The organism is Arthrobacter sp. 05L421, from assembly GCF_056397785.1.
This window is the reverse complement of record NZ_JBFTOC010000013.1, coordinates 102,202-123,420: the sequence shown is the minus strand read 5'-3', so window position 1 is coordinate 123,420 and position 21,219 is coordinate 102,202. Positions and strand designations below refer to the sequence as shown.

Here is a 21,219-nt window from a genome sequence, read left to right as displayed (position 1 = left end):
CGCCAGACCCAAAATCGGGGGCAAGTCCTGCAGGAACGCAAAATCGATGTTCTCACCACCCGGCAGTGCCCGGGCCGCCCTTGAAAGGACCGACAATCTTCGTGGTGATCCAACCGCCGTAAAAGTCACCACCCTGGGGGGTCACCTGCTCGCCGTTGACCTCGCAGGCGTCCATGCGACCGGGGTAGAGGGCCACCCTGGTACTGAGCGCCTCGAAACCCCGGGTGGGTACCGGGTAAGTCCACCCGGCACGGGGAACGACGACGCCGCCGGCAACGACGTCGAAGTAGCGCGCTTCACCCTTGAACTCGCAGAAGCTGGTGCCATCGACCGGGACGAGCGCGCCGGCAAGGAATGAGTCCAATGGCAAGTAGTAAACAGGCGGATGACTCGTCTCCAGGACGCGCACTGAATCGGTGGTGTCGGCAATGACCTGCCCGCCAAGCCGCACGATGACCCGTTCCGATCGCGGCTCCACCCTTGGCGGCCGCGGGTAGTCCCACACCGATTCTTGACCGGCCTTCGGCTTAATGGGCTCGGGACGCCGGAAAAAGCCGGAAACACCGTGAGCAGGGTTCATGTCCCCATGTTGCCATCTTCCGGAGCAGACACAGCGGATTCGCCCTGAGAAGAACCCAGTCCATTCCCGGCGGCCGGACGTAGACTGACCCACATCAGTGCCTGTGACGCGTGAAGTGGAGACCGGATGCTCTGGAAACTGCTCGTCGAATACCTGCAGCCCCAGCGCCGGCTGCTGCTCGCCGTCGTCGTCTTCCAGCTGGCGGCGTCCATAGCCTCGCTGTATCTGCCCACCCTGAATGCCGACATCATCGATCAGGGCGTCGCGACCGGGAACACCGACTACATCCTGCACATCGGCGGGCTGATGCTTGGGGTCACCCTGCTGCAGGTCGCCTGCACCATCGCCGCCGTCTACTTCGGCGCGAAAGCTGCGATGGGGCTGGGCCGGGACGTCCGCGGGTCCATCTTCACCCGGGTGGCCGAGTTTTCCGAGCAGGAAGTCACCCGGTTCGGCCCGCCCAGCCTGATCACCCGCTCCACCAACGATGTCCAGCAGGTCCAGCAACTGGTCCTGATGTCCGCCACGCTGATGGTCACAGCGCCCATGCTCTGCATCGGCGGGGTGATCATGGCCATCCGGCAGGACGTGCAGCTGTCGTGGCTGATCGCGGTCAGCGTGCCGGTGCTCCTGATCGGGGTGGGCTCGATCATTATCCGGATGGTGCCGCTGTTCAAACTCATGCAGGGCCGGATCGACACCGTCAACCGGGTGCTGCGCGAACAGCTGACCGGCATCCGCGTGGTGCGGGCCTTCGTCCGGGAGGATGTGGAGACCGCGCGCTTTGCCCGCGCCAACGAGGACGTCACGGACAGCGCGCTGCGCGCCGGCCGGCTCATGGCGCTCGCGTTCCCCACAGTGATGCTGGTGCTCAACGTCTCCAGCGCGGCCGTGATCTGGTTCGGCGCGTTCCGGATCGAGGACGGGTCCATGCAGGTGGGCACCATGATCGCGTTCCTGAGCTACCTCATGCAGATCCTGATGTCCGTCATGATGGCCACATTCATGGCGATCATGATCCCGCGCGCTTCCGTCTCCGCGGACCGGATCAGCGAGGTGCTCGGGACCGAATCCAGCGTCCGGCCGCCGCTGCATCCCGTTTCGCGTGCTGCCGGGCGGGCGGCCCGGGGCGAGCTGGAAATGCGCGACGTCGGGTTCGCCTACCCGGGGGCCGAGCAGTCGGTGCTCTCGGACGTGAGTTTCACCGCCCGGGCGGGGCAGACGACGGCGATCATCGGGGCCACCGGTTCCGGCAAGACCACCCTGGTGAACCTGATGCCGCGGCTGTTCGACGCGACCTCTGGCTCGGTGCGGATCGACGGCGTTGACGTCCGCGAACTCCATCCGGACCTGCTGTGGGGGCACATCGGGCTGGTCCCGCAGAAGCCCTTCCTGTTCTCCGGCACGGTTCGCAGCAATCTTCTCTACGGCAAACCGGACGCCACCGAGGACGAGATCTGGCGGGCCCTGAGCATCGCGCAGGCGCAGGACTTCGTGGAGGAACTGGAGGGCGGCCTGGACGCGCCGATCTCCCAGGGCGGCACCAACGTCTCCGGCGGCCAACGGCAGCGGCTCGCGATCGCCCGGGCCCTGGTGAAACGGCCCGAGCTCTACATCTTTGACGACTCCTTCTCCTCGCTGGACACCGCCACGGACGCCCGGCTGCGGCTGGCGCTCAAGCAGCACACCGCCGGGGCCACCATGGTGATCATCGCCCAGCGGGTCTCCAGCATTGTGGACGCGGACCAGATCTTGGTGCTGGACCGCGGTAGGATCGTCGCCCACGGCACGCACGCGGAGCTGCTCGAGACGTCCGGGACGTACCAGGAGATTGTGAACTCCCAGCTCGCGGCGGAGGAGGCAGCATGAGCCGCACGGACAAGGCGCCGACGCCGGCCCCCGCCTCCGCTGCCGGGGCTTCGGGGGCTTCCGGGGCGCCTGCGGCCGCGCAGACGCCGCTGCGGATCCCCCGCCCCGCGGGCGGACCCGGCCGCGGCGGACCGTTTGCCGGGATGAACATCCCGGCGGAGAAGGCCATGAACTTCGGCGCCTCCGCCCGGCGGCTGCTGGGGGAGCTGCGCCCCGAGCGGCTGTGGCTGACGCTGGTACTGTTCCTCGCCGTCGTGAGCGTGACGTTCTCGGTGATCGGGCCCCGGCTCCTGGGCGAGGGCACCAACCTGATCTTCGCCGGCGTCGTGTCCAAGCAGCTGCCGCCCGGTGAGACCCAGGCCCAGGTGATCGCCCAGCTGCGCGCGGCGGGGCAGACCCAGCAGGCGGACATGCTCAGCGCCATGACGCTCACACCCGGCACCGGGATCGACTTCACCGCGCTGGCCACGGTGCTGCTGTGGGCGGTTGCCCTGTACGTGCTGGCCTCGGCGTTCGGCTGGCTTCAGGCGTACATCCTCAACGGCGTCGTGCAGCGCACGGTCTTCCGGCTGCGCGAACGGATCGAGGCGAAGATCAACGCGCTGCCGCTGCGCTACTTCGATTCCGTGCAGCGCGGCGAGGTGCTCAGCCGGGTGACCAACGACGTCGACAACGTCTCCCAGAGCCTGCAGCAGTCCATCAGCCAGGCCGTGACCTCACTGCTGACCGTGGTGGGCGTGCTGGTGATGATGCTCCTGCTCTCGCCCACGCTGGCGCTGATTGCGCTGGTGACGATTCCGCTGACCTTGGTGACGACGGCGATGATCGCCAAACGGTCGCAGAAACTGTTCGTGGCGCAGTGGAAGCACACCGGCGAACTCAACGGGCAGATCGAGGAGACGTACACCGGGCACGCGCTGGTGAAGGTCTTCGGCCGGCAGCGCGAGGTGGAGGAGCGGTTCCGGCAGAAGAACGTGGAGCTGTACCAGGCGAGCTTCGGCGCGCAGTTCATTTCCGGCCTGATCATGCCGGCCATGACGTTTATCGGGAACCTGGTCTACGTGGGGATCGCCGTGGTGGGCGGCCTGCAGGTGGCCTCCGGGGCGATGCAGCTGGGCGACGTGCAGGCGTTCATCCAGTACTCCCGGCAGTTCACCCAGCCGCTGGCCCAGCTGGGCTCCATGGCCAACCTGCTGCAGTCCGGCGTGGCCTCGGCCGAGCGGGTGTTTGAGCTCCTGGACACCGAGGAACAGGGGCCCGATCCTGTCCCTTCAGTGGCGCCCGACGGGGGCCCGGGCAGGCTGGTGTTCGAGGACGTCTCCTTCTCCTACTCCCCGGACAAGCCGCTGATCACTTCGCTGAATCTCGTGGCCGAGCCTGGCCAGACGGTCGCCATTGTGGGGCACACCGGCGCGGGCAAGACCACCCTGGTGAACCTGATGATGCGCTTCTACGAGCTCGACGCCGGGCGGATCACGCTCGACGGCGCGGACGTCACCGCGATGACCCGCAACGAGCTGCGCTCGCGGATGGGCATGGTGCTGCAGGACACCTGGCTGTTCGGCGGGACCATCCGGGACAACATCGCCTACGGCCGGCCTTCTGCTTCCGAAGCGGACATTCTGGAGGCGGCCCGGGCGACGTACGTGGACCGGTTCGTCCGGTCCCTGCCCGAGGGCTACGATACGGTGCTGGAGGACGAGGGCGGCAATGTCTCGGCGGGCGAGAAGCAGCTGCTCACGATCGCCCGGGCGTTCCTGGCCCGGCCGTCCGTGCTGATCCTGGACGAGGCCACGAGCTCGGTGGACACCCGCACCGAGGTGCTGGTGCAGAAGGCAATGAGTGCCCTGCGCTCGGACCGGACGAGCTTCGTGATCGCGCACCGGCTCTCCACCATCCGCGACGCCGACCTCATCCTGGTGATGGAATCCGGGCAGATCGTGGAACAGGGGACGCATGCTCAGCTGCTGGCCGCCGGCGGGGCCTATGCGGCGCTGTACGCCGCGCAGTTCGCGGCTCCGGTGGCGGAGGTCTAAGGGAAACAACGATTCGTCTGTCGGCTTCAAGACGGAGACGTTTAGCATCTCTGCGGGCAAATCAACTTTACGTAATATCCGCTATCGGCCCGTAGGAACGGACGCACAGACTCCGGTAGTAACAGACTCAGTTCCCTTTGCCGGGCCGGTAGAACAGTTGAGCAGAACGGTTGAGCAGAACGGTTGTGCAGACAGTGTCTGCACTAAAAAATGCCCCGTTCGTGACGGGGAGCGCCGGAGTACGCCGGCAAGCTCAACTTCTACATCGCGCTCGTCGATGACGTGCTCCCAGACGCACGTCATTTGCTGCCCGCGCGGTCATGGGCGGGCCGGGAAGGACTCCACTTTTGCTGGGTTACGTTCAATGACCGGTTCCATGATGTGGTCGACCTGTGCCAGCAGGGCCGGGTCCAGTTTCACTCCTACTGCGGAGGCTGTATCGATGAGCTGGTCAGGACGGGAAGCACCGACGATGGCCGCCGATACGTTGGGGTTTTGCAGCACCCAGGCGACGGCGAGTGCGGGCATGGACAGCCCTGCGCCCGCGGCGAGCGGTTTGAGCTGCTGGACGCGGGTGAGGATGTCGTCGGTCAGGTAGCGGTTGTCTGACTTGAGCTTGCCGTCCTCGCCTGTGAGGCGGGATGCTGCCGGCGCAGGTTGGCCGGGAGCGTATTTTCCGGTCAGGACGCCTTGGTGGTGGACGTGGAAGGCGAAGGCGATAACGCGAAGTTCACCTTCGCCGGCAACGCCAAGCCCCGCATTCCGGACGCACTGCCCGCCGCGGGCTAAACGGAAACCGCCGCTGGCTACCGTCCGCGTGGGCTGATATCGGGTGGCTTGACTCATTGTCCCGCGGGCTAAGACTTTCCGGACGCTCTTAGGCCCCCAGTTCCTGCTCCCTAGGGCGCAGGCTGTTCTTCAGGAGCACTGGCAGCAGAGCCGCAGGGGAGGAGGCAACTGCGGCCGCGTCCGACGCTTCCTTTTCCTCGCCGTACCCCCAGGACGCGAAGATCGTGGCGATTCCATGGCCGGCTGCTCCCTCGACATCGTGGCTTCGGTCGCCGACCATTGCCGGGTTGGAGATGTCGATGCCGAGGGCTCGTAGGCGCAGCAGCAGTTCGGCAATGACCTCCGCTTTGGTGGCCCGTCCCTCGCTGTCGGATGCCCCGCAGACGTTGATGAAGTGGCCTTCCATGCCAAAGCGCCGCGCGAGTCGTACGGCTTGGTCTTCCACTTTGGAGGTGGCCACGGCCATGGGAATACCGGCCGAATAAAGCTCCTCGAGCAGTTCGATGATTCCTTCGTAAAGGCTGGACTGCTCAGCACCGCGATCCGCATACGCTTTGCGGTAGTGTTGGAGGGCTCTTTGGGCGGTTGGTTCATCCAGTCCCGCGACTGTTCTGAAGGACTCGATCATCGGCGGCCCGACAAACCGGCGCAGCGCATCCTGTGCCGGGACCGGCGCACCGACAGCCGCCAGGGCGTGGGCAGCACTTGAGGTAACACCCGGTGCCGAGTCGAGGAGCGTTCCGTCCATGTCGAACAAGACGCAGGTGATGTCGATGAGCGTCGGACGGGCTTGCTGCGGAAGTATCATTTATCTGGAGCTTTCGGTCTTGGGTTTGGTTCAGCTCGGGTTGTGCCGGGGATTGATTGCTGTGAAGGGTGGGCATGGATCGAGTGAGTCTTGATCAGATAGACCAGAAGATCTTTGCGGAGCTCACGAAGAACGCACGCATAAGTCACGCTGAACTGGCGACAAAGGTCTTGCTGTCCCGCAATGCCGTGCGCCAGCGGATCGACCGGATGGAACGCCAGGGGTATATCCAGGGCTACACGGTGGTTTCGGGCCCCACCGGCCAGAGTCCCGTTTCCGCTTTCCTGATGGTTTACCGGAAGGACCGCGTACGGGGCCTGGATGTCATTACCGCCTTGCGGTCGATTCCGGAAGTTGTGTTGTGTGACGTCGTCAGCGGTGACTTTGATCTGCTGGTGAGGGTTGAGGCCCGTTCGCTGGAGAGGATCCAGGAGATCTGGGAGCAGATCGCCTCAATTCCGGGCGTCACTGACACGGTGACGGCAATGACGCTTTCCAGTGTCATCCGGCGCGGCTCAGCCGGCTCAGTCGGCGCCGGCCTCGCCGACTGAGCGGGCCGAGCCGTCAGGCCGGCGACATCTCCGCGACCGTGACGGGCGGCACCGCGGAGTCCAGGAGGGCCTGGGCTGCCGCCCGGTCCAGGAGGTTCCGGTCAGTGACGACGTCGAGTACCGTTGATCCGTTCTGAAGAACCTCTTTGGCAACCGCCGCTGCTGCTGTGTAACCGATAGCCGGAATCAGCGCCGTCGCAAGTCCCGCCGAGGCTGCAGTCTGGCGGCCGAGGCGTTCGGTGTTCGCTTCGATGCCCTCCATGCAGTGTGTCCGGAGAATACGGACTCCTTGTTCGAGCCAGGAAATGCTCTGAAGAAGTACATGGGCAATAACAGGTTCAAACGCGTTGAGCTGGAGCTGGCCGTTGTCCGCCGCCATCGTTACTGTCGTGTCTGCCCCGGCGACCGCGAAGGCGATCTGGTTTATCGTCTCCGGAATCACCGGGTTCACCTTCCCCGGCATGATTGACGATCCGGCCTGACGGGCAGGCAGGACGATCTCGCCAAAGCCGTTCTGCGGTCCGCTGGACAGCAACCGGAGGTCACTGCTGATCTTGGACAGCTTTATCGCCGTCCGTTTCAGCATCCCCGACAGGTGCATGAAGACGCCGACGTCGGAAGTCGCCTCGACGAGGTCTGCGGCGGGAACAACCGGGACGCCGGAGATTTCGGACAGCGCACGCAGGACCAGGTGCTGATATCCCGGTTCGGCGGTGATGCCGGTGCCGATGGCGGTGGCGCCCAGACTGCACTCGAGCATCAGCCCCGTGGACTCCCGGAGCCTGGCGCGGTCTTCCTCCACTGTTGCGGCGAACGCATTGAATTCCTGCCCGAGGGTCATCGGGACTGCGTCCTGAAGTTGGGTCCTGCCCATCTTCACGACGGCGGCGAATTCGGCGCCCTTGCTCCTGGCGGCTTCGGCCAGCCGGCCCAGTTCTTGGTTGAGTTCCGCGGTGGCGAAAATCAGGGCCAGCTTGATGGCGGTCGGATAGGTGTCATTGGTGGATTGGCACCGGTTTACATGATCGATTGGGTGCAGGTGCTCGTATTGGCCGCGCCGGTGGCCCAGTTTTTCCAGCGCAAGATTCGCGATCACTTCGTTGGCATTCATGTTCGTGCTCGTGCCTGCTCCGCCCTGGATGACGTCCACACAAAACTGCTCGTGGTGCTGTCCGTCCTGAATCTCCTGGCACGACGCGCGGATGGCTTCGGATTGCGGGGGCGTGAGGACTCCGAGTTCACCGTTGGCCCGGGCCGCGGCGTTCTTGATCATCGCCAGTGCGCGTACCAGATGCGGGTGACGGGAGATCGGAATACGGCTGATGGTGAAGTTTTCCAGGGCTCGGGCCGTGTGTGCCCCCCAGTAGACGGCAGCCGGCACGGGAATGCTCCCGAGCGAATCCGTCTCGATGCGGGTGGTCATGATTTTCCATCCTCTGTGTGGGATCGTCGCGTGGTGATGCTGATGTTGGTGCCCGGGGCGGAAATTGGAGGGGCGCAACGTCCGGCCGCGCCCCTCCGTGCCCTTAGTTCTTGATGCAAATGACTTTCGGTTGGGTCATTTCTTCGTAGGCGAAGCGGACGCCTTCCCGGCCCATGCTCCCGTATTTGGCACCCCCGAACGGCATGCCGTCGAACCGGTAGTCCGATGAATCGTTGATCATGACGCCGCCTGCTTCCAGCCGGCGTGCAGCGTCCATGGCGTTGCTCAGGGAGTCCGTGAAAATGCCTGCGTGGAGGCTGAACTCGATGGCATTCGCCACGTCGATGGCTTCCTCAAAGGTGTCGAAAGCACGGAGCATGACGACGGGCCCGAACACTTCCTCGGTCCACAGCCTGCTGTCCGCCGGGACGGCTTCTAGGACGGTCGGCTGAAGCACGTTGCCGTCCGCCACGTTGCCAGTGAGAAGTACGGCGCCGGCGCCGACGGCCTCGTCCAGCTTGGTCCGGAGTTCGTGCAATGCGGCGGGGCTGATCATCGGCCCGACGTCCGTCCGCTCGTCCGACGGGTCGCCGACCACCAAGCGGGCCGTTGCAGCCAGGAACCGCTGCCGGAACTCTGCGTACAGCGGGGTAGCCACGAGAATCCGCTGCACCCCCACGCAGTTCTGCCCGGCGGCCCAGAACGCTCCGGAGACGCAGGATTCCACGGCCTCCTCAAGGTCGGCGTCGTGCAGGACGATCACCGGCGCGTTTCCGCCAAGGTCCATGGAAAGCTTCTTCAGGCCGGCGGTACGGGCGATGCTTTCGCCGGTGGAGAATCCGCCGGTGAAGGACACCATTCGCACGTCCCGGGACGCGATGATTGTTTCGGCCACGTCCCGGCCGCCGTGCACCACAACGAGGACGTCGGACGGGAGTCCTGCGTCCACAAGCGCCTCCGTGAGCAGCTGTGCCGACAGGGGAGTCAGGGCGGAGGGCTTGAGGATGACGGCGTTTCCTCCGGCAATGGCCGGTCCGATCTTGTGCGCCACCAGGTTGAGCGGGTCGTTGAAGGGCGTGATCGCGGCAATGATGCCCAGCGGCTCCCGCGAGTACCAGCCGGTCCGGTCCTCCGAGCCCTCATACGAGTCAAATGGGATGACTTCGCCGGCGTTACTGCGGGCCTCGGCCGCGGAGAGACGGAGGGTGTTGACGGCCCGCAGGACTTCCTTCCGTGCCTGCCGGATGGTTTTTCCGGACTCGGCCACGATGGTCCGGGCGAACTCCTCGATCCGGTGTTCGATGTCCGTCGCCGCGGCGTCAAGAATCTTTCCGCGCGCGTTGCGGGACAAGGCCTGTGCCTTCCGTGCACCGGAGCGGGCCGCCTCGAGCACGGCTCCGCCGGCGGCGGCGGCCGTCAGCGGAACCGAACCGACGACGCGGCCGTCGTAGGGGCTTGTCACCTCACGGAAGTGCTGCGACAGCGCCGTTTCCATGCGGCACAGCGTTGACTCAGACATGTGCAACGGCTCCCGTCTTGGCTGCGTGCATGGCGATGATGTCAGAGAGCAGGGCGTAGGCAGTCTCCACGCGGCCGGCTCCCGGTCCCGAGACCGTGACCTGGCCCAGGAGGTCTGTTTCGAAGGCGACGGCGTTCGTCGCTCCCGAAACGCCGGCCAGCCCGTGGTCGAGGGGGAGCTCGACGGGGGTCACACCTGCTGTTACGGTCCCGTCCGGGTTCCGCCGTGCTGAACCGACGAGCTTCCAGCGGCGTCCCGCCCGGGAGGCCTTACGGATATCGTCGGCCGTCACCGTCGAGATCCCCTGCCGCTGAACATCCTTGAGCTCGATGCCGGCGTCGAGCAGTTCGTTGGCGAGGATCAGGACCTTGAGCTGGACGTCGTAGCCCTCGACATCTGCCGCGGGGTTTGCCTCGGCGTAGCCCAGTTCCTGCGCCTCGCGAACGGCCGCATCGTAGTCCAGGCCGGCTTCCATTCGTCCGAGCACGTAGTTGCTGGTGCCGTTGAGGATGCCTTCGAAACCATTCAGCTTCAGGCCGGAGAACATCTTCTTCGCCAAGCGGATGACAGGCGTGCCGCTCATGACGGCGCCTTCGAACTCGAAGTGCACGCCGTTCTGTTCGGCCAGTGAGGTCAGTTCGGCGCCGCGGAGGGCAACCGGGCCCTTGTTCGTGGTGCACACGCTCTTGCCGGACTCGAGCGCCCACCGGACGTGGGACACGGCAGGCTCGCCGTCTTCGGGGTTCGTGTAGGTGGCCTCGCAGATGATGTCGGCGGTGCACGTGCGGATGACCGATTCGTTATTGGTGTCCGCGGTTCCGCCGTGCATGGCGAAGGTGTCACTCCCGCCGCCCAGGTTCAGGGCCATGGTGAGGTCAATGCCCTCAGGCCGGACCAGGGATCCGAGGCGAAGATCGGTGATGGCCACTACCCGCAGGCCAAATCCCAGATCGGCGCGAAGGGCCTCGCCGCGTGTCGCGATCAGTTCGGCCAGGGTCCTGTTAACGCCGCCGAAGCCGATCAGCGCAATGTCATAGGTGGTCATGGTGCTCCTTCAGTCAATTACATTGGTCCCCCAATGTTGACCGCATTCCATGTCAGTCAGGGCATGTGATTCTGACCGAAGAACGGGGCGAATTGACCATCTGCATGTCGATTCGACATGCACGGCCCGAGGTAACACGCGTGCAACATATGCATGTCTAAATGTTTTTAATGACCAGTTAGGTCATTCCGTGTTACCTTCATCACTATCCTCTTGTTCAGCCGCAGCCACCCGTTGCCCCCTCGACCCGAGGCTCACGCGCACCGTTCGCATCTGACCTGACCACTCACCTGGGAGACACCATGGAATCCTCAACACCCACCAAGCTGGAACCACAGCCCACCGCCCCGCCGTCGGCCGAGACTGGACTCCGGCGGTCCATGGGACCGCGGCACCTGGTCATGATCGCCATGGGCGGGGTGATCGGATCCGGACTGTTCCTGAGCTCGGGCTACACGATTTCCCAGGCCGGGCCGCTCGGTGCGGTCATCGCCTATCTGATCGGCTCCTTCGTGGTGTACCTCGTGATGGCGTGCCTCGGCGAGCTTGCCATCGCCTACCCGGTCTCGGGCGCCTTCCACATCTACGCCGCGCGCTCGATCGGGCCCGCCACCGGGTTCGCCACGGCCTGGTTGTACTGGCTTTGCTGGGCGGTAGCCATCGGGTCCGAATTCACCGCCTCAGGTCTCCTCATGCAGCGCTGGTTCCCGGGCCTTGACGTGTGGGTCTGGTGCGTCATCTTCGCCTCAGTCTTGTTTGGCCTCAATGCAGTCTCTTCGAAGTTCTTCGGCGAATCCGAATTCTGGTTCGCCATCGTCAAGGTCGCGGCGATCATCGGCCTCATTGTCCTGGGCGGCGCGGCGCTGATCGGTTTCCACCCGCTCAGCGAGGGCGGCAGCCACCCCAGCATGTTCGAGAACTTCAACACCCCCGGCGGGCTCTTCCCGAACGGCTTCACGGGTGTCCTCGTTACAGCGCTTGCAGTGTTCTACGCCTTTTCCGGATCCGAGCTCATCGGTGTAGCTGCAGGCGAGACAGCAGATCCTGCCAGGAGCATCCCGAAAGCAATGCGCAGCACGGTCGTGCGCCTGCTGATCTTCTTCGTCGGGGCGATCGCGGTCATCGCCGCAACCGTCCCGTTTGACCAGGTCGGACTGGACGAAAGTCCGTTCGTGACAGTGTTCTCATCCATCGGCATTCCCTTCGCCGCCGACATCATGAACTTCGTCATCATCACGGCACTGTTGTCGGCCGGAAACAGCGGACTCTTCTCCTGTGCCCGGATGCTGTACTCGCTCGCCGACGAGGGACACGCCCCGCGTGCGCTGAAGAAGTTGACCCGGCGCGGCATCCCCATGATCGCGCTCTCCGTCAGCATGCTGGGCGGCCTGGCCTCGCTGATCAGCAGTGTCATTGCTCCCGAGACGGTGTACCTGGCCCTAGTGTCGGTGGCCGGGTTCGCCGTCGTTGGGGTCTGGATGTCGATCGTTGCCTCACACTTCTTCCACCGGCGGGCCTTCGTCAAGAACGGCGGCAATGTCTCTGCCCTTCCCTACCGGGCCCCGCTGTTCCCGCTGGTGCCGATCCTGGCGTTCGCGCTATGCCTGATTTCGCTCATCGGCATTGCCTTCGACCCGAACCAGATCGCGGCACTGTACTTCGGAGTCCCCTTTGTGGGCGCCTGCTACGCCTTCTTCTATTTCAAGTACGGGCGCCGCCGGGGACCTCCGAGTCCCCGGCCGCGACGCCGTCCTGCGGAAGAGACATGAAATCACAAAACCTGATGCAGTATGTGGGCAGCTCGATCGACAACGTCGGCAACTGGCTGGAGATTGACGCCGCCGCCTTCGAAACAAATGTCCGCGACGTCCTGTCGATCATCGATGGCCGGGCGCTTCTGTGCGCAGTGGTTAAGTCCGATGCGTACGGCCATGGAGCTGACCTGATGCTGCCGTCCCTCGTTCGTCTTGACGTCCCTTTCGTCGGAGTCGGGAGCAATGAGGAGGCAGCCCTCGCGCGCCGCTGCGGCTTTGAGGGCCGGATCCTGCGCGTCCGTGCCGCGGCGCCACAGGAGATAAGGGCCGGGCTGGACCATGACATCGAGGAACTTGTTGCCGACCCGGAGAGCGCGTGGGAGATGCGCAGCATCGCTGCCCAGGCGGGAAAGCCGCTTCGGATCCATCTCGACATTAATTCTTCAGGGATGAGCAGGCACAGCCTTGACGTCTCAACCGCGCTCGGCCGGGCGTGCGCGGCGGGAATCGTCAGCCACCGGTGGCTCCAGCTGGCCGGGATCATGACCCACTTCCCCAAGGACAGCACCCGGCATATTGAACAGGTCCTGCTGCGCTTTCAAAGCCAGGCGATGGCCCTGCTCCAGCTCACCGGTACTCCCCGGGAGGACGTCCTGTTGCATTGCGCGAATTCCTACGCCGCGCTGCACGTGTCCGACTCCTGGCTGGACATGGTCCGTGCCGGGGCAGTTCTGTACGGCGATTCGGATCCGGCCGCGGGGCGGTTTCAACGGTGCCTGACGTTCAAGGCCCGGATTGCCTCCGTCAACAGCTATGCCGCCGGCAGCAAGGTCGGCTACGGGCTCACGCGCACCCTGACGCGGGACTCCAGGCTGGCATCGGTGACCGCAGGGTACGGCGACGGCTACCGTCGGGCGCTGGCATGCCAAGGCAGCGTGCTAGTTCATGGCCGCCGTGCCGCCGTCGTCGACCTCGTTTCAATGAATTCCATGGTCGTTGACGTCACGGACATAGCGGACGTCGCACCCGGGGACGAGGTTGTGCTTTTCGGTCGGCAAGGTAGCGAAGAAATCACCCCCGCAGAGCTTGAAGCAGCGAACTCGGCAATCCTCGCGGACCTCTACACCGTGTGGGCGGGAGGACGCCGCATCTTGGCCGGCCTCGAAGGCATGTGAGAATAGGCGTGGCTATCGGGTGGAAGGAGCATTGACAGTGGATTCTTCCTCGGAATCGTCGTCCATGACACAAGGACTGCGGATTGTTCGCCTGGTCGCGGACCGGGAAAAGTGGGGCAGGAGGCTTCTCGGCGTTTCGCAACTCGCCTCGGAGCTCGATATGGAACAGAGCCGGGTCTCCCGGATAACTCAGGAATTGTGTGAACTGGGTCTGCTGGAACGTGTCGAAAGGGGCCCGTTCCGAACAGGCCCGCGATTCTTCGCCCTGGCGGCGTCGCTCAACACCGGCTGGGTTCACGCGTCAAGGGCCGAGTTGGAGGCCTTGGTGGCCAGGTTCGGCCTCAGATTCAGAATCTCCGTCCGCGAAGGCTTCCGTGTCATCCTCCTGCGGACTTCCACCAATGACGCGCTCCCCGGAAGCTTCGTGAAGCCCGGCATGGTGACACCCGTGTGGTGCACCGGATCCGGCCGCGCACTGCTCTGGGACCATGAACAGACGACCATTCAGGACCTGCTCAGCGACGTCAACTTCATAGGCGTCGGCGGCCCGGGCGCGGCGCATTCGCCGGCTGATGTCTGTGAACTGATGGAGCGGGACAGGCCCCGCGGCTTCATTGCGGCGGCTGAAGAATTCGAGCACGGCGTCTATGAACTGGCGGTGCCCGTCCGCAACCCGCAAGGAACGATTCTCGCCTCGCTCAGCGTCCTGGGCGCCCGGCCCCAGATTGAACCAAGTATCAAGCGCCTTGCCAAGGCCCTGACGGAAGCCGCGGACCGGCTGGGGTCCTGTGACCGCATTACCCGGGACAATGCCGGCCAAAAAGCGTTGCCCGGCTAGGCCTGCTCCTGCGGCAACGCGTGACCCAGCGCCGACTCAAGCCACTTTCCCCACGACACAAGAGCCGCGGCGCACAGCTCACGCCGCGGTGCCAGGCGCGTTTTGGGCCCGACGACCTGCAGCGCAGACACCACGTCGCCCTTGAAATCCCGGATCGGAACGGCCAGGGAATAGAGTCCGGGCTCGGCCTCCTCATCGACGATGGAGTACCCCCGCGCCCGCGCGTCGTGCAGCCGTGTCAGGAAGTCCTCGACGTCCCCCGGCGTGTTGGGTCCGTGGCGAACGAATGAAGCGGCCGCGAGCACGGTCCGGACCTCGGCGTCCGATGCCTGCCACAGAAGGGCCTGGCCGGCATCACTGCAGTAAGCGGGGTACGGCCGGCCCAGCCACGAGCCGACCATGTTGCTGCTGGCCGGTACGCGTTCGCCGATAGTCACCGTGCTGTCTCCGCTGAGCACCCCCAGGAAACAGCCTTCATCCGTCTCGCCGGCAAGGCCCTCCAAGGCGGTAGCGCCGTCGGTCTGCAGCCGCTGCTCCGTCAACATCTGGGCGTCCGTAAAGAGCGACCAGCCCAGTTCGTAAGACCGCTGATCCCGGCGTTCCAGAAAGCCTTCCTCTTGCGCTCCCCGCAGACTTCGCGAAACCTGGCTGCGGTCTTTGCCCAGGTCGGCAGCTATGTCAGCGACTGTTCCGCCGGGAAGGCCTCTTGCGTTGCGGGCGCCAACCGCAAGGACGGCCATAATTCCGCGTCCCATACTGGATGTCTTGGACATGGATCCGATTCTAGCCGCCGGACGGACCCGTCTTAGGAGATGGCAAAGACCCGAGCAGGAAAGCCGCTGCCCTGCAGGGGCTTCGGCCAAGTCGCAATAAGTGCAGCTCCCGCTTCGGGAAGTCCGTCCAGGTTCGCCAGCAGCTCGATCTGCCAGCGGTTCTTCGCCAGAACGTAGGTCTCCAGGCTGAAGTCCTGGCGGGAAGTGGCCAGTCCTGGATCGGTGTCCGTCTGTTCATGGCCGACAGCCGCAACCGACCGCTGTTCCAGCAGGAAGGTAAGAACTTCCTGGGACCAGCCCGGAGTGTGGCTGATGCCCTCGCCGTCCCTGTTTGCCATGGCGTCCGCGTCAGGCCAGCGTCGGCTCCACCCGGTCCGCAGGGCCACAAAAGAGCTGGCCGGGACGGTGCCGTTGCGGTTCTCCCACGCCTGAACATCTTCGATCGTGGGGCTGGCATCGGCATCGGCGCTGACTCGGTCCGTGATGTCCAGGACGACCAGAGGCAGGACCATGTCCTGCACGGGAATCTGGTCCAAGGTGCGGCCCCCGCGGATGAAGTGCGAAGGGGGATCAACATGCGTTCCCCACTGTCCGACGATCGAATAGCGGTGGGCGGTGAAACCGTCGCCCTTCTCGAGGTCGTACACGGCTTCCCGGATCTCGTCCGGGAAAGCCGGGAAGTGCGGCTGGCCAGGATGGAAAGCGTGCGTCAAGTCGGTAAACGTCCGTCCGGCAAGTAGCGGCTGCAGGTCGGCCCAAAGTCCGGTCGTGGTGGTTTCAATCATGACGCGGCCTCGTTCTCGAAGGCTGCCGCCAAGGTGGTGCTGGAGACGCCTATAGGGCCGGACAGTTCGATGACCGGCACTTCCCAAGGGTGGATTTCCACAATGCGGCGCACGAACCGGTCCACTGCAGCGTCATCCAGGGCAGCGTCGAAGTAGGTTGTGAGGACGAAGGTGGTCGAAATGGTCCGCTGGCCCACCTGCCCCAGCGTGGGATTGGCTCCCTCCGTCACGGTGAAGCCTTCGAAGCCCACGCCGGACTCAAAGACGTGCCTGTAATTTCCGAAATCGCCCAATTCCGGGGATGCGGCCAATGCCTGGAGCAGGGCCACGATGCCCTGGTCATCCTGGAAGGCCTCGGTTTCACCCTTCGCGAGCCGGGCAAAGCTCTCTGACGCTATGGGCCAATGCACGCGCAGCTTGCGTACGGACTTCATCTCAATGTTCAAGGGAATGCCTCTTCTTTGCCGTTCTAGCGGATTGTTTGACTGCCATCGTGGCATATAGTGATGATCATTACAAGCATTTGGAAATGCTTATTATGACCAACATAAAGGACTGGAGAATGCCCAGCAACGCAAAGCTGTCCCGCGCGCTCAACGCCGGTGAAGACCTGGTGGCGGACGGCGCGCTCGCCACTGAGCTTGAAGCGCGCGGATGTGATTTGGCGGATCCGCTGTGGTCGGCCAAGGTCCTTTTCGAACAGCCGGACCTGATCAGGCAGGTGCACCGCGATTACTTCCGCGCCGGCGCGGCTGTCGCCATCACGGCGAGCTACCAGGCCACGCCCCAGGGATTCAAACAGCGCGGCATTGGCGAGGCCAAAGCCCTGGAGTTGGTCGCGCTAAGTGTGCGCCTGGCCGACGAGGCGCGCCGCGAGCACCTGGACGAAAACCCGGATGCTGGCCCGTTGTTGATTGCCGGGTCGGTGGGTCCCTACGGCGCCTACCTCGCGGACGGATCCGAGTACCGGGGCGAATACGACCTCGGCAAGAGCGGTTTCATGGATTTCCACCGTCCCCGGATTGCGGCGTTGGTGGAGGCCGGAGTCGATTTTCTGGCGTGCGAGACGCTGCCCTCGCTTCCGGAGGCCGAGGCCCTCCTGGGCCTTGTGGAGGAGTTCGACGTCGAGTCGTGGTTCTCCTTCACGCTCCGGGATGGTGGGCATATCAGTGACGGCACGCCCCTGGCCGGTGTCGCCGGGCTCTGTGCAGGGCACCCGCACGTGGCAGCCATCGGGGTGAATTGTGTGCCGTTGGAGTTGGTTACACCCGCACTTGGGGCCCTACGGAGCGCCACCCGGACGCCACTGATCGCCTATCCGAATTCGGGGGAATGCTATGACGCGGTGAGCAAGACGTGGGATCCGGCCCCGGCGCCGGACGGCGCCGCGGGCTCCGGTAGCAACCAGCTTCCAAGCCTTGCGGCAGAGGCCCGCGCCTGGCGTGGCCTCGGTGCCCGGATTGTTGGAGGGTGCTGCCGGACGACGCCGCGGGACATTGCCGCCGTGGCAAGGCTGTCAGCGGTTCGCGTCAGTCGCGAAGTGGCGACCCCATAACGTTGAATCGAAACCCTCCGAACGTACCGGACAGTAGCGGGCGTGCGACCGTGATGGATGCCTGGACCTCCGGCAACGCGAGGGAAGACTGATGCGCCTCCTCGTTCTCCCACAGTTCCAGTACAAACACGGTGTCCGGGTCGTCGTCGTTCACTCCAACCTCGTAAGCAAGGCAGCCGATCTGTTGGAGGGTCTCGCTGCGCTGAGTCAGGTGGCGCACCAACTCGTCGCGCTTACCTGAGACAGCGCCGAGCGTTCCCACATTCGCAAAGGTCATAGCCCTACCGTAGTAGGACGCTGCGACTTTCACTCTGCCCGCAAAGCCGAACGCTGAGCGGGCAGAAACGTCAATCGTGCAGTCCTATTTCGGAACTTAGCGCCAATTCGGCTGCGTGGGACGGCGATCTACGGCTCCGGCACCCGCAGCACCCCCACGGCCGCCACCAAATACGGCGCCGGATCCGGATCCGTCCCGGCGGCCCACTGCATCCAGGCCTCGAACGTCGCCCCGATCAGCGCGGCGCACAGATACACAGCAACGTCGTCGCGGACGCCGGCCGAAACCAGATACGCCCGGGCCCGCTCCCGCTGCGGCGACAGGGACTCGTAGCTCCGGCTGGCCAGCTCGGGGTGTTCGGCGATCAGCCTCAGCCGGCCGCGCGTGACGGCCAGATCCGGCAGGACAGCAACTCCGGCGACAGCCGCCTCCCGCAGCGCTGCCAGGATGTCGCCGTCGGTCGAACCATCACCGCGGGCTGACGCCAGAACCCGGCCGGAGGCCTCGATTACCGGTTCCATGCCGCCCCAGACGAGTTCGGCCTTGCTGGCGAAATAGCGGTACAGGCTCTTGCGCCCGATCCCCGCTTCGCGCGCGATGTCCTCCATGGAGGTCTGCTCGTAGCCGCGCTCGGCGAACAGCCGCAGCGCGATGGCGGCCACGGCGTCGGGATCAATCGTCGCCGGCCGCCCGGCGGGGCGCGGAACGGCGGTCTTCACAGCATCCGAAGGCATCCCACCAGTATTCACCCTTCCATAATGACACAGAGTGTCATAACGTGGACCGCATCACCGTCAGCAACGTCTGGAAGGGCATCATGGGCACCGAAGCATCATGGCAGGAAGCCACCACCAACGGCCGATTCGCGGGCAAGATCGTCGTCGTCACCGGTGCCGCCTCGGGCATCGGCCAGGCCACTGCGCTGCGCATCGCCAAGGAAGGCGGCCGCGTCATTGCCGCCGACATCAGCAAGGAACGCCTGGATGACCTCGTGGCCGAGAACGCGGGCTTGGACCTGGTTCCCGTGGCCGGTGACATCTCCACCGAGGAGACCGTCGCCGCCGTCGTCGCAGCCGCCGGCGGACGGGTGGACGCCCTGGCGAACGTCGCCGGCATCATGGACAACTTCGCCCCGATCCACGAGGTGGACGACGACCTCTGGGACCGCGTCTTCCGGATCAACGTCACCGCTTTCATGCGCCTGACCCGCGCCGTGGTGCCGCTGATGCTGGACGCCGGCACCGGCTCCGTGGTCAACGTCGCCTCCGAGGCCGGCCTGCGCGGGTCCGCCGCCGGCGCCGCCTACACCGCGTCCAAGCACGCCGTCGTCGGCCTGACCAAGAACTCGGCCGTCATGTACAGGCCCAAGGGCCTGCGCTTCAACGCCGTGGCCCCCGGCCCCACCATCACCAACATCGTGGCCAACTGGGGATCCCAGCTCGCGGCCGAACGCCTCGGCCCGCTGATGCAAGCCACCGTCCCCACACCCGCCACCGCGGCGCAGCTCGCCGCCTCCATCACCTTCCTGCTCAGCGACGACGGCACCAACATCAACGGCGCCATCCTCGCCTCCGACGGCGGCTGGTCCGCGCTGTAAGCACCGCGCCAAACGCAAGCGGACGACGGCGGGAAGCCCCGCCGTCGTCCGTTACGTCCTGCCTCGGAGGCTCAGGGTAATTCGGGCATGTCCTTCAAACCTGTCGTGCTGGCGCAGCTCCAAATGGCGTGGTCGAGTTCTTTCTGCCCAACGCCGAGTTTCTCGGCAGCCGCCTTGACGAGGGAGGCGGCAAATTTTGAACTCACTCGTCGCTGGACCGCGCGCCCCACGAACTCAGTGATCCAAGTGTCTGCCTTCACGCCATCATGGCTCAGAAGCATTGTGAAGTATTCCCACGTAACAGGGCCGAGGCCCGACACTCCTGTGTACTGAGTCCTGTGATTAGCGTCGTCGGGACTCAGGTGCGCTGGCTCGGTGACCCCAATGGCAGCGAAGCGCTTTGCAGATTCCACGATGGCAAAAGCCTTGGTCTTTCCGGCATGCACTTTCTGGCGATTCAGAATCTTTTCGAGTGCAACCGGGTCCTGTCCCGCCAGGTGGCGCATCCGCTCTGAGGCGGCGACGTGCTCCGAGTGCTTCTCGTATCGCAGAACGGCGCCCCGGGCTCCCGTCCAGGACCCGTCTTGACGTTCCCTCCCGTATCGGAAACGGATCGACATGACCGCATCGACCAATGCCGAATCGATGCGCTTGTAACCGCCGGGCCATTTCTTCCAGGGCGTCGGCATAGCCGCGATAGCGATGAGGAGCCGGTCGAGGTCGGGAGCGGTCGCGTTCACAGGTAGCTCTTTACGCTCGCGCGGAGGGCTTCCGTGTGCTCGTAGATCTCTTCCAGCGAGCTAATGGGCACCCGTGTCTCTTCTTTGTTGTCGTCGAAAATGCCGATGTACTTCTGGGTACGGTTGAAGTGCAAGCGCGCGATCGGCTTGCGGTTGTTGTCGTCCAGCAGGACCGCGAAATAGGACTTTGCGTCCCTCTGCACCACCCGAGCGGGCTTGACCTCGCTGCAGACGATGGCCCGCACGATCTGATATCCCTCGATTTCCTCCAGTGTTGTCTCCAAGCCGTCTGCCTCGGCCAGATCCGCTTCGGCCACAGGTGCGCTGGTGACGGTGGCAGCCACTGTCACGTCCTCATTTTGCGGGAAGGCCGCGCCGCCGAGGGCCTTCTTCAGCCGCTCGTTGACCTGGTCGTTCAGGAACTGCTTGGACGCTTTGGTCACCAACGCGGTGAACTGCTCGCGCACCTTCTGGGTGTAGGGACCCGAATACACGCGACCGGTGAGGAACTTAACCCATTCGTCCTCCGGCTCCTTGAATTGAGCCGCCAGGGTCCTCTTGAGTTCACCGATGTATTTCAGTTCGCCGGCCGCGCTGATGATCGAGTCGAGATCAAATACGTCCTTGGACAGTTTTTGAAGCTCGGGTATGAGGGATTCGTCGATGTCGCTCAGGTCGAGAACAAGGAACGGCTTGGCGTCCATGCGGTTCGGAGCGTCGAGGTCTGTGAAGAACTGGTACACCTCGCCGTTCGTCAGGATTGCGATCCTAGCGTTAGTCACGGCAAAGTACCGGAAGAGCTGGGATGCGTGCTCGATTTTCACCGGTTCCGTGGACTTCTTGCACTCGATCAGGATCTGGACCTCACCGTCCTTGACGATCGCATAGTCGATCTTCTCGCCCTTCTTGAGCCCAACATCCGCGATGAACTCCGGAACGACTTCCATGGGATTGAAGACGTCATAGCCAAGAATTGTGGAAATGAAAGGCATGACGAAGGCATTCTTGGTTGCCTCTTCCGTTTGGATCACACCCCGCTGTTGGCGCACCTTTGCTGCCAAAGCCGAAAGTTTTTCTGCAAACTCCATTTGTCCCCCTAAGAATT

At 64.4% G+C, this 21,219-nt stretch carries 21 protein-coding genes; 8 read left to right on the top strand and 13 right to left on the bottom strand.

The features are described 5' to 3' along the window. Positions 1–52: 52 nt before the first annotated feature. Positions 53–580, bottom strand: coding sequence for a DUF427 domain-containing protein (locus AC1DKQ_RS15645; protein ID WP_476919518.1), 528 nt, complete (start codon positions 578–580; stop codon positions 53–55). Positions 581–706: 126 nt separating this feature from the next. Here AC1DKQ_RS15645 and AC1DKQ_RS15640 point away from each other — a divergent pair, with 126 nt between their 5' ends. Beyond that, entirely contained in the window at positions 707–2,449 is a 1,743-nt protein-coding gene (locus AC1DKQ_RS15640; protein WP_476919517.1) for an ABC transporter ATP-binding protein, read from the top strand. Further along, on the top strand, positions 2,446–4,485 hold the full coding sequence (locus AC1DKQ_RS15635; protein WP_476885236.1) for an ABC transporter ATP-binding protein: 2,040 nt from the start codon (positions 2,446–2,448) through the stop codon (positions 4,483–4,485). The genes AC1DKQ_RS15640 and AC1DKQ_RS15635 overlap by 4 nt, the downstream gene beginning before the upstream one ends. Positions 4,486–4,803: 318 nt before the next feature. Here the strand turns inward: AC1DKQ_RS15635 and AC1DKQ_RS15630 are convergent, their stop codons facing one another. Continuing rightward, complete coding sequence (locus AC1DKQ_RS15630) at positions 4,804–5,169, bottom strand: aldo/keto reductase (protein WP_476919531.1); 366 nt, start codon at positions 5,167–5,169, stop codon at positions 4,804–4,806. Positions 5,170–5,362: 193 nt separating this feature from the next. Then, a complete protein-coding gene (locus tag AC1DKQ_RS15625; RefSeq protein ID WP_476885237.1) occupies positions 5,363–6,082 on the bottom strand; it encodes an HAD hydrolase-like protein in 720 nt (239 codons plus the stop codon). 74 nt (positions 6,083–6,156) lie between these two features. Between AC1DKQ_RS15625 and AC1DKQ_RS15620 the strand changes: the two genes are divergently transcribed. Next, complete coding sequence (locus AC1DKQ_RS15620; RefSeq protein ID WP_476885238.1) at positions 6,157–6,633, top strand: Lrp/AsnC family transcriptional regulator; 477 nt, start codon at positions 6,157–6,159, stop codon at positions 6,631–6,633. A gap of 13 nt (positions 6,634–6,646) precedes the next feature. On the opposite strand, the gene AC1DKQ_RS15615 is transcribed toward AC1DKQ_RS15620, so the two are convergent. The 3 genes from AC1DKQ_RS15615 to AC1DKQ_RS15605 all read right to left on the bottom strand — a co-directional run bounded on the left by AC1DKQ_RS15615 (position 6,647) and on the right by AC1DKQ_RS15605 (position 10,620). After that, complete coding sequence (locus tag AC1DKQ_RS15615; RefSeq protein WP_476885239.1) at positions 6,647–8,056, bottom strand: aspartate ammonia-lyase; 1,410 nt, start codon at positions 8,054–8,056, stop codon at positions 6,647–6,649. Positions 8,057–8,159: 103 nt separating this feature from the next. Continuing rightward, positions 8,160–9,575: an aldehyde dehydrogenase family protein gene (locus AC1DKQ_RS15610; protein WP_476885240.1), complete on the bottom strand. Its 1,416-nt coding sequence runs from the start codon at positions 9,573–9,575 to the stop codon at positions 8,160–8,162. Then, entirely contained in the window at positions 9,568–10,620 is a 1,053-nt protein-coding gene (locus AC1DKQ_RS15605; RefSeq protein ID WP_476885241.1) for a homoserine dehydrogenase, read from the bottom strand. Before AC1DKQ_RS15605 ends, AC1DKQ_RS15610 begins: the two co-directional genes overlap by 8 nt. Positions 10,621–10,922: 302 nt before the next feature. Here AC1DKQ_RS15605 and AC1DKQ_RS15600 point away from each other — a divergent pair, with 302 nt between their 5' ends. The 3 genes from AC1DKQ_RS15600 to AC1DKQ_RS15590 are packed head-to-tail and all read left to right on the top strand — an operon-like array spanning position 10,923 to position 14,387. After that, positions 10,923–12,389, top strand: coding sequence for an amino acid permease (locus AC1DKQ_RS15600; protein ID WP_476919516.1), 1,467 nt, complete (start codon positions 10,923–10,925; stop codon positions 12,387–12,389). Further along, complete coding sequence (gene alr / locus AC1DKQ_RS15595) at positions 12,386–13,549, top strand: alanine racemase (RefSeq protein WP_476919515.1); 1,164 nt, start codon at positions 12,386–12,388, stop codon at positions 13,547–13,549. Before AC1DKQ_RS15600 ends, alr begins: the two co-directional genes overlap by 4 nt. Before the next feature lie 37 nt (positions 13,550–13,586). After that, a complete protein-coding gene (locus tag AC1DKQ_RS15590) occupies positions 13,587–14,387 on the top strand; it encodes an IclR family transcriptional regulator (RefSeq protein ID WP_476885243.1) in 801 nt (266 codons plus the stop codon). Here AC1DKQ_RS15590 and AC1DKQ_RS15585 read toward each other — a convergent pair. The 3 genes from AC1DKQ_RS15585 to AC1DKQ_RS15575 are packed head-to-tail and all read right to left on the bottom strand — an operon-like array spanning position 14,384 to position 16,391. Then, positions 14,384–15,160, bottom strand: a complete 777-nt coding sequence (locus AC1DKQ_RS15585) for an IclR family transcriptional regulator (protein WP_476885244.1) — start codon at positions 15,158–15,160, stop codon at positions 14,384–14,386. The two genes, AC1DKQ_RS15590 and AC1DKQ_RS15585, sit on opposite strands and share 4 nt — an antisense overlap. Positions 15,161–15,192: 32 nt before the next feature. After that, on the bottom strand, positions 15,193–15,945 hold the full coding sequence (locus AC1DKQ_RS15580; protein WP_476885245.1) for a cyclase family protein: 753 nt from the start codon (positions 15,943–15,945) through the stop codon (positions 15,193–15,195). After that, positions 15,942–16,391 (bottom strand): hypothetical protein, encoded by a 450-nt coding sequence (locus tag AC1DKQ_RS15575; RefSeq protein ID WP_476885246.1) that lies wholly within the window; start codon positions 16,389–16,391, stop codon positions 15,942–15,944. The genes AC1DKQ_RS15580 and AC1DKQ_RS15575 overlap by 4 nt, the downstream gene beginning before the upstream one ends. Before the next feature lie 116 nt (positions 16,392–16,507). Here AC1DKQ_RS15575 and mmuM point away from each other — a divergent pair, with 116 nt between their 5' ends. Beyond that, positions 16,508–17,500, top strand: coding sequence for a homocysteine S-methyltransferase (mmuM, locus tag AC1DKQ_RS15570; protein WP_476919514.1), 993 nt, complete (start codon positions 16,508–16,510; stop codon positions 17,498–17,500). On the opposite strand, the gene AC1DKQ_RS15565 is transcribed toward mmuM, so the two are convergent. Together AC1DKQ_RS15565 and AC1DKQ_RS15560 are read right to left on the bottom strand one after the other, a co-directional pair. Further along, positions 17,475–17,777, bottom strand: coding sequence for a putative quinol monooxygenase (locus AC1DKQ_RS15565; RefSeq protein ID WP_476919513.1), 303 nt, complete (start codon positions 17,775–17,777; stop codon positions 17,475–17,477). The two genes, mmuM and AC1DKQ_RS15565, sit on opposite strands and share 26 nt — an antisense overlap. Before the next feature lie 128 nt (positions 17,778–17,905). Beyond that, a complete protein-coding gene (locus AC1DKQ_RS15560) occupies positions 17,906–18,511 on the bottom strand; it encodes a TetR family transcriptional regulator (RefSeq protein WP_476885249.1) in 606 nt (201 codons plus the stop codon). 83 nt (positions 18,512–18,594) lie between these two features. Between AC1DKQ_RS15560 and AC1DKQ_RS15555 the strand changes: the two genes are divergently transcribed. After that, the gene (locus AC1DKQ_RS15555) at positions 18,595–19,374 is read left to right on the top strand and encodes an SDR family NAD(P)-dependent oxidoreductase (RefSeq protein ID WP_476885366.1); all 780 of its coding nucleotides are present in this window, start codon (positions 18,595–18,597) and stop codon (positions 19,372–19,374) included. Positions 19,375–19,445: 71 nt separating this feature from the next. Here the strand turns inward: AC1DKQ_RS15555 and AC1DKQ_RS15550 are convergent, their stop codons facing one another. Next, a complete protein-coding gene (locus AC1DKQ_RS15550) occupies positions 19,446–20,114 on the bottom strand; it encodes a hypothetical protein (protein WP_476885250.1) in 669 nt (222 codons plus the stop codon). Then, on the bottom strand, positions 20,111–21,202 hold the full coding sequence (locus tag AC1DKQ_RS15545) for a type I restriction endonuclease (protein WP_476885251.1): 1,092 nt from the start codon (positions 21,200–21,202) through the stop codon (positions 20,111–20,113). The genes AC1DKQ_RS15550 and AC1DKQ_RS15545 overlap by 4 nt, the downstream gene beginning before the upstream one ends. Positions 21,203–21,219 lie beyond the last annotated feature (17 nt).

Bases quoted from the DNA above. Each gene is read 5' to 3' on its own strand.
- AC1DKQ_RS15600 (WP_476919516.1), top strand. From the start codon at position 10,923: ATGGAATCCTCAACACCCACCAAGCTGGAACCACAGCCCACCGCCCCG.
- AC1DKQ_RS15615 (WP_476885239.1), bottom strand. From the start codon at position 8,056: ATGACCACCCGCATCGAGACGGATTCGCTCGGGAGCATTCCCGTGCCG.
- AC1DKQ_RS15640 (WP_476919517.1), top strand. From the start codon at position 707: ATGCTCTGGAAACTGCTCGTCGAATACCTGCAGCCCCAGCGCCGGCTG.
- AC1DKQ_RS15610 (WP_476885240.1), bottom strand. From the start codon at position 9,575: ATGTCTGAGTCAACGCTGTGCCGCATGGAAACGGCGCTGTCGCAGCAC.
- AC1DKQ_RS15625 (WP_476885237.1), bottom strand. From the start codon at position 6,082: ATGATACTTCCGCAGCAAGCCCGTCCGACGCTCATCGACATCACCTGC.
- AC1DKQ_RS15560 (WP_476885249.1), bottom strand. From the start codon at position 18,511: ATGCCTTCGGATGCTGTGAAGACCGCCGTTCCGCGCCCCGCCGGGCGG.
- AC1DKQ_RS15635 (WP_476885236.1), top strand. From the start codon at position 2,446: ATGAGCCGCACGGACAAGGCGCCGACGCCGGCCCCCGCCTCCGCTGCC.
- AC1DKQ_RS15555 (WP_476885366.1), top strand. From the start codon at position 18,595: ATGGGCACCGAAGCATCATGGCAGGAAGCCACCACCAACGGCCGATTC.
- alr (WP_476919515.1), top strand. From the start codon at position 12,386: ATGAAATCACAAAACCTGATGCAGTATGTGGGCAGCTCGATCGACAAC.
- AC1DKQ_RS15645 (WP_476919518.1), bottom strand. From the start codon at position 580: ATGAACCCTGCTCACGGTGTTTCCGGCTTTTTCCGGCGTCCCGAGCCC.
- AC1DKQ_RS15565 (WP_476919513.1), bottom strand. From the start codon at position 17,777: ATGACCTTTGCGAATGTGGGAACGCTCGGCGCTGTCTCAGGTAAGCGC.
- AC1DKQ_RS15585 (WP_476885244.1), bottom strand. From the start codon at position 15,160: ATGTCCAAGACATCCAGTATGGGACGCGGAATTATGGCCGTCCTTGCG.
- AC1DKQ_RS15580 (WP_476885245.1), bottom strand. From the start codon at position 15,945: ATGATTGAAACCACCACGACCGGACTTTGGGCCGACCTGCAGCCGCTA.
- mmuM (WP_476919514.1), top strand. From the start codon at position 16,508: ATGCCCAGCAACGCAAAGCTGTCCCGCGCGCTCAACGCCGGTGAAGAC.
- AC1DKQ_RS15620 (WP_476885238.1), top strand. From the start codon at position 6,157: ATGGATCGAGTGAGTCTTGATCAGATAGACCAGAAGATCTTTGCGGAG.
- AC1DKQ_RS15545 (WP_476885251.1), bottom strand. From the start codon at position 21,202: ATGGAGTTTGCAGAAAAACTTTCGGCTTTGGCAGCAAAGGTGCGCCAA.
- AC1DKQ_RS15605 (WP_476885241.1), bottom strand. From the start codon at position 10,620: ATGACCACCTATGACATTGCGCTGATCGGCTTCGGCGGCGTTAACAGG.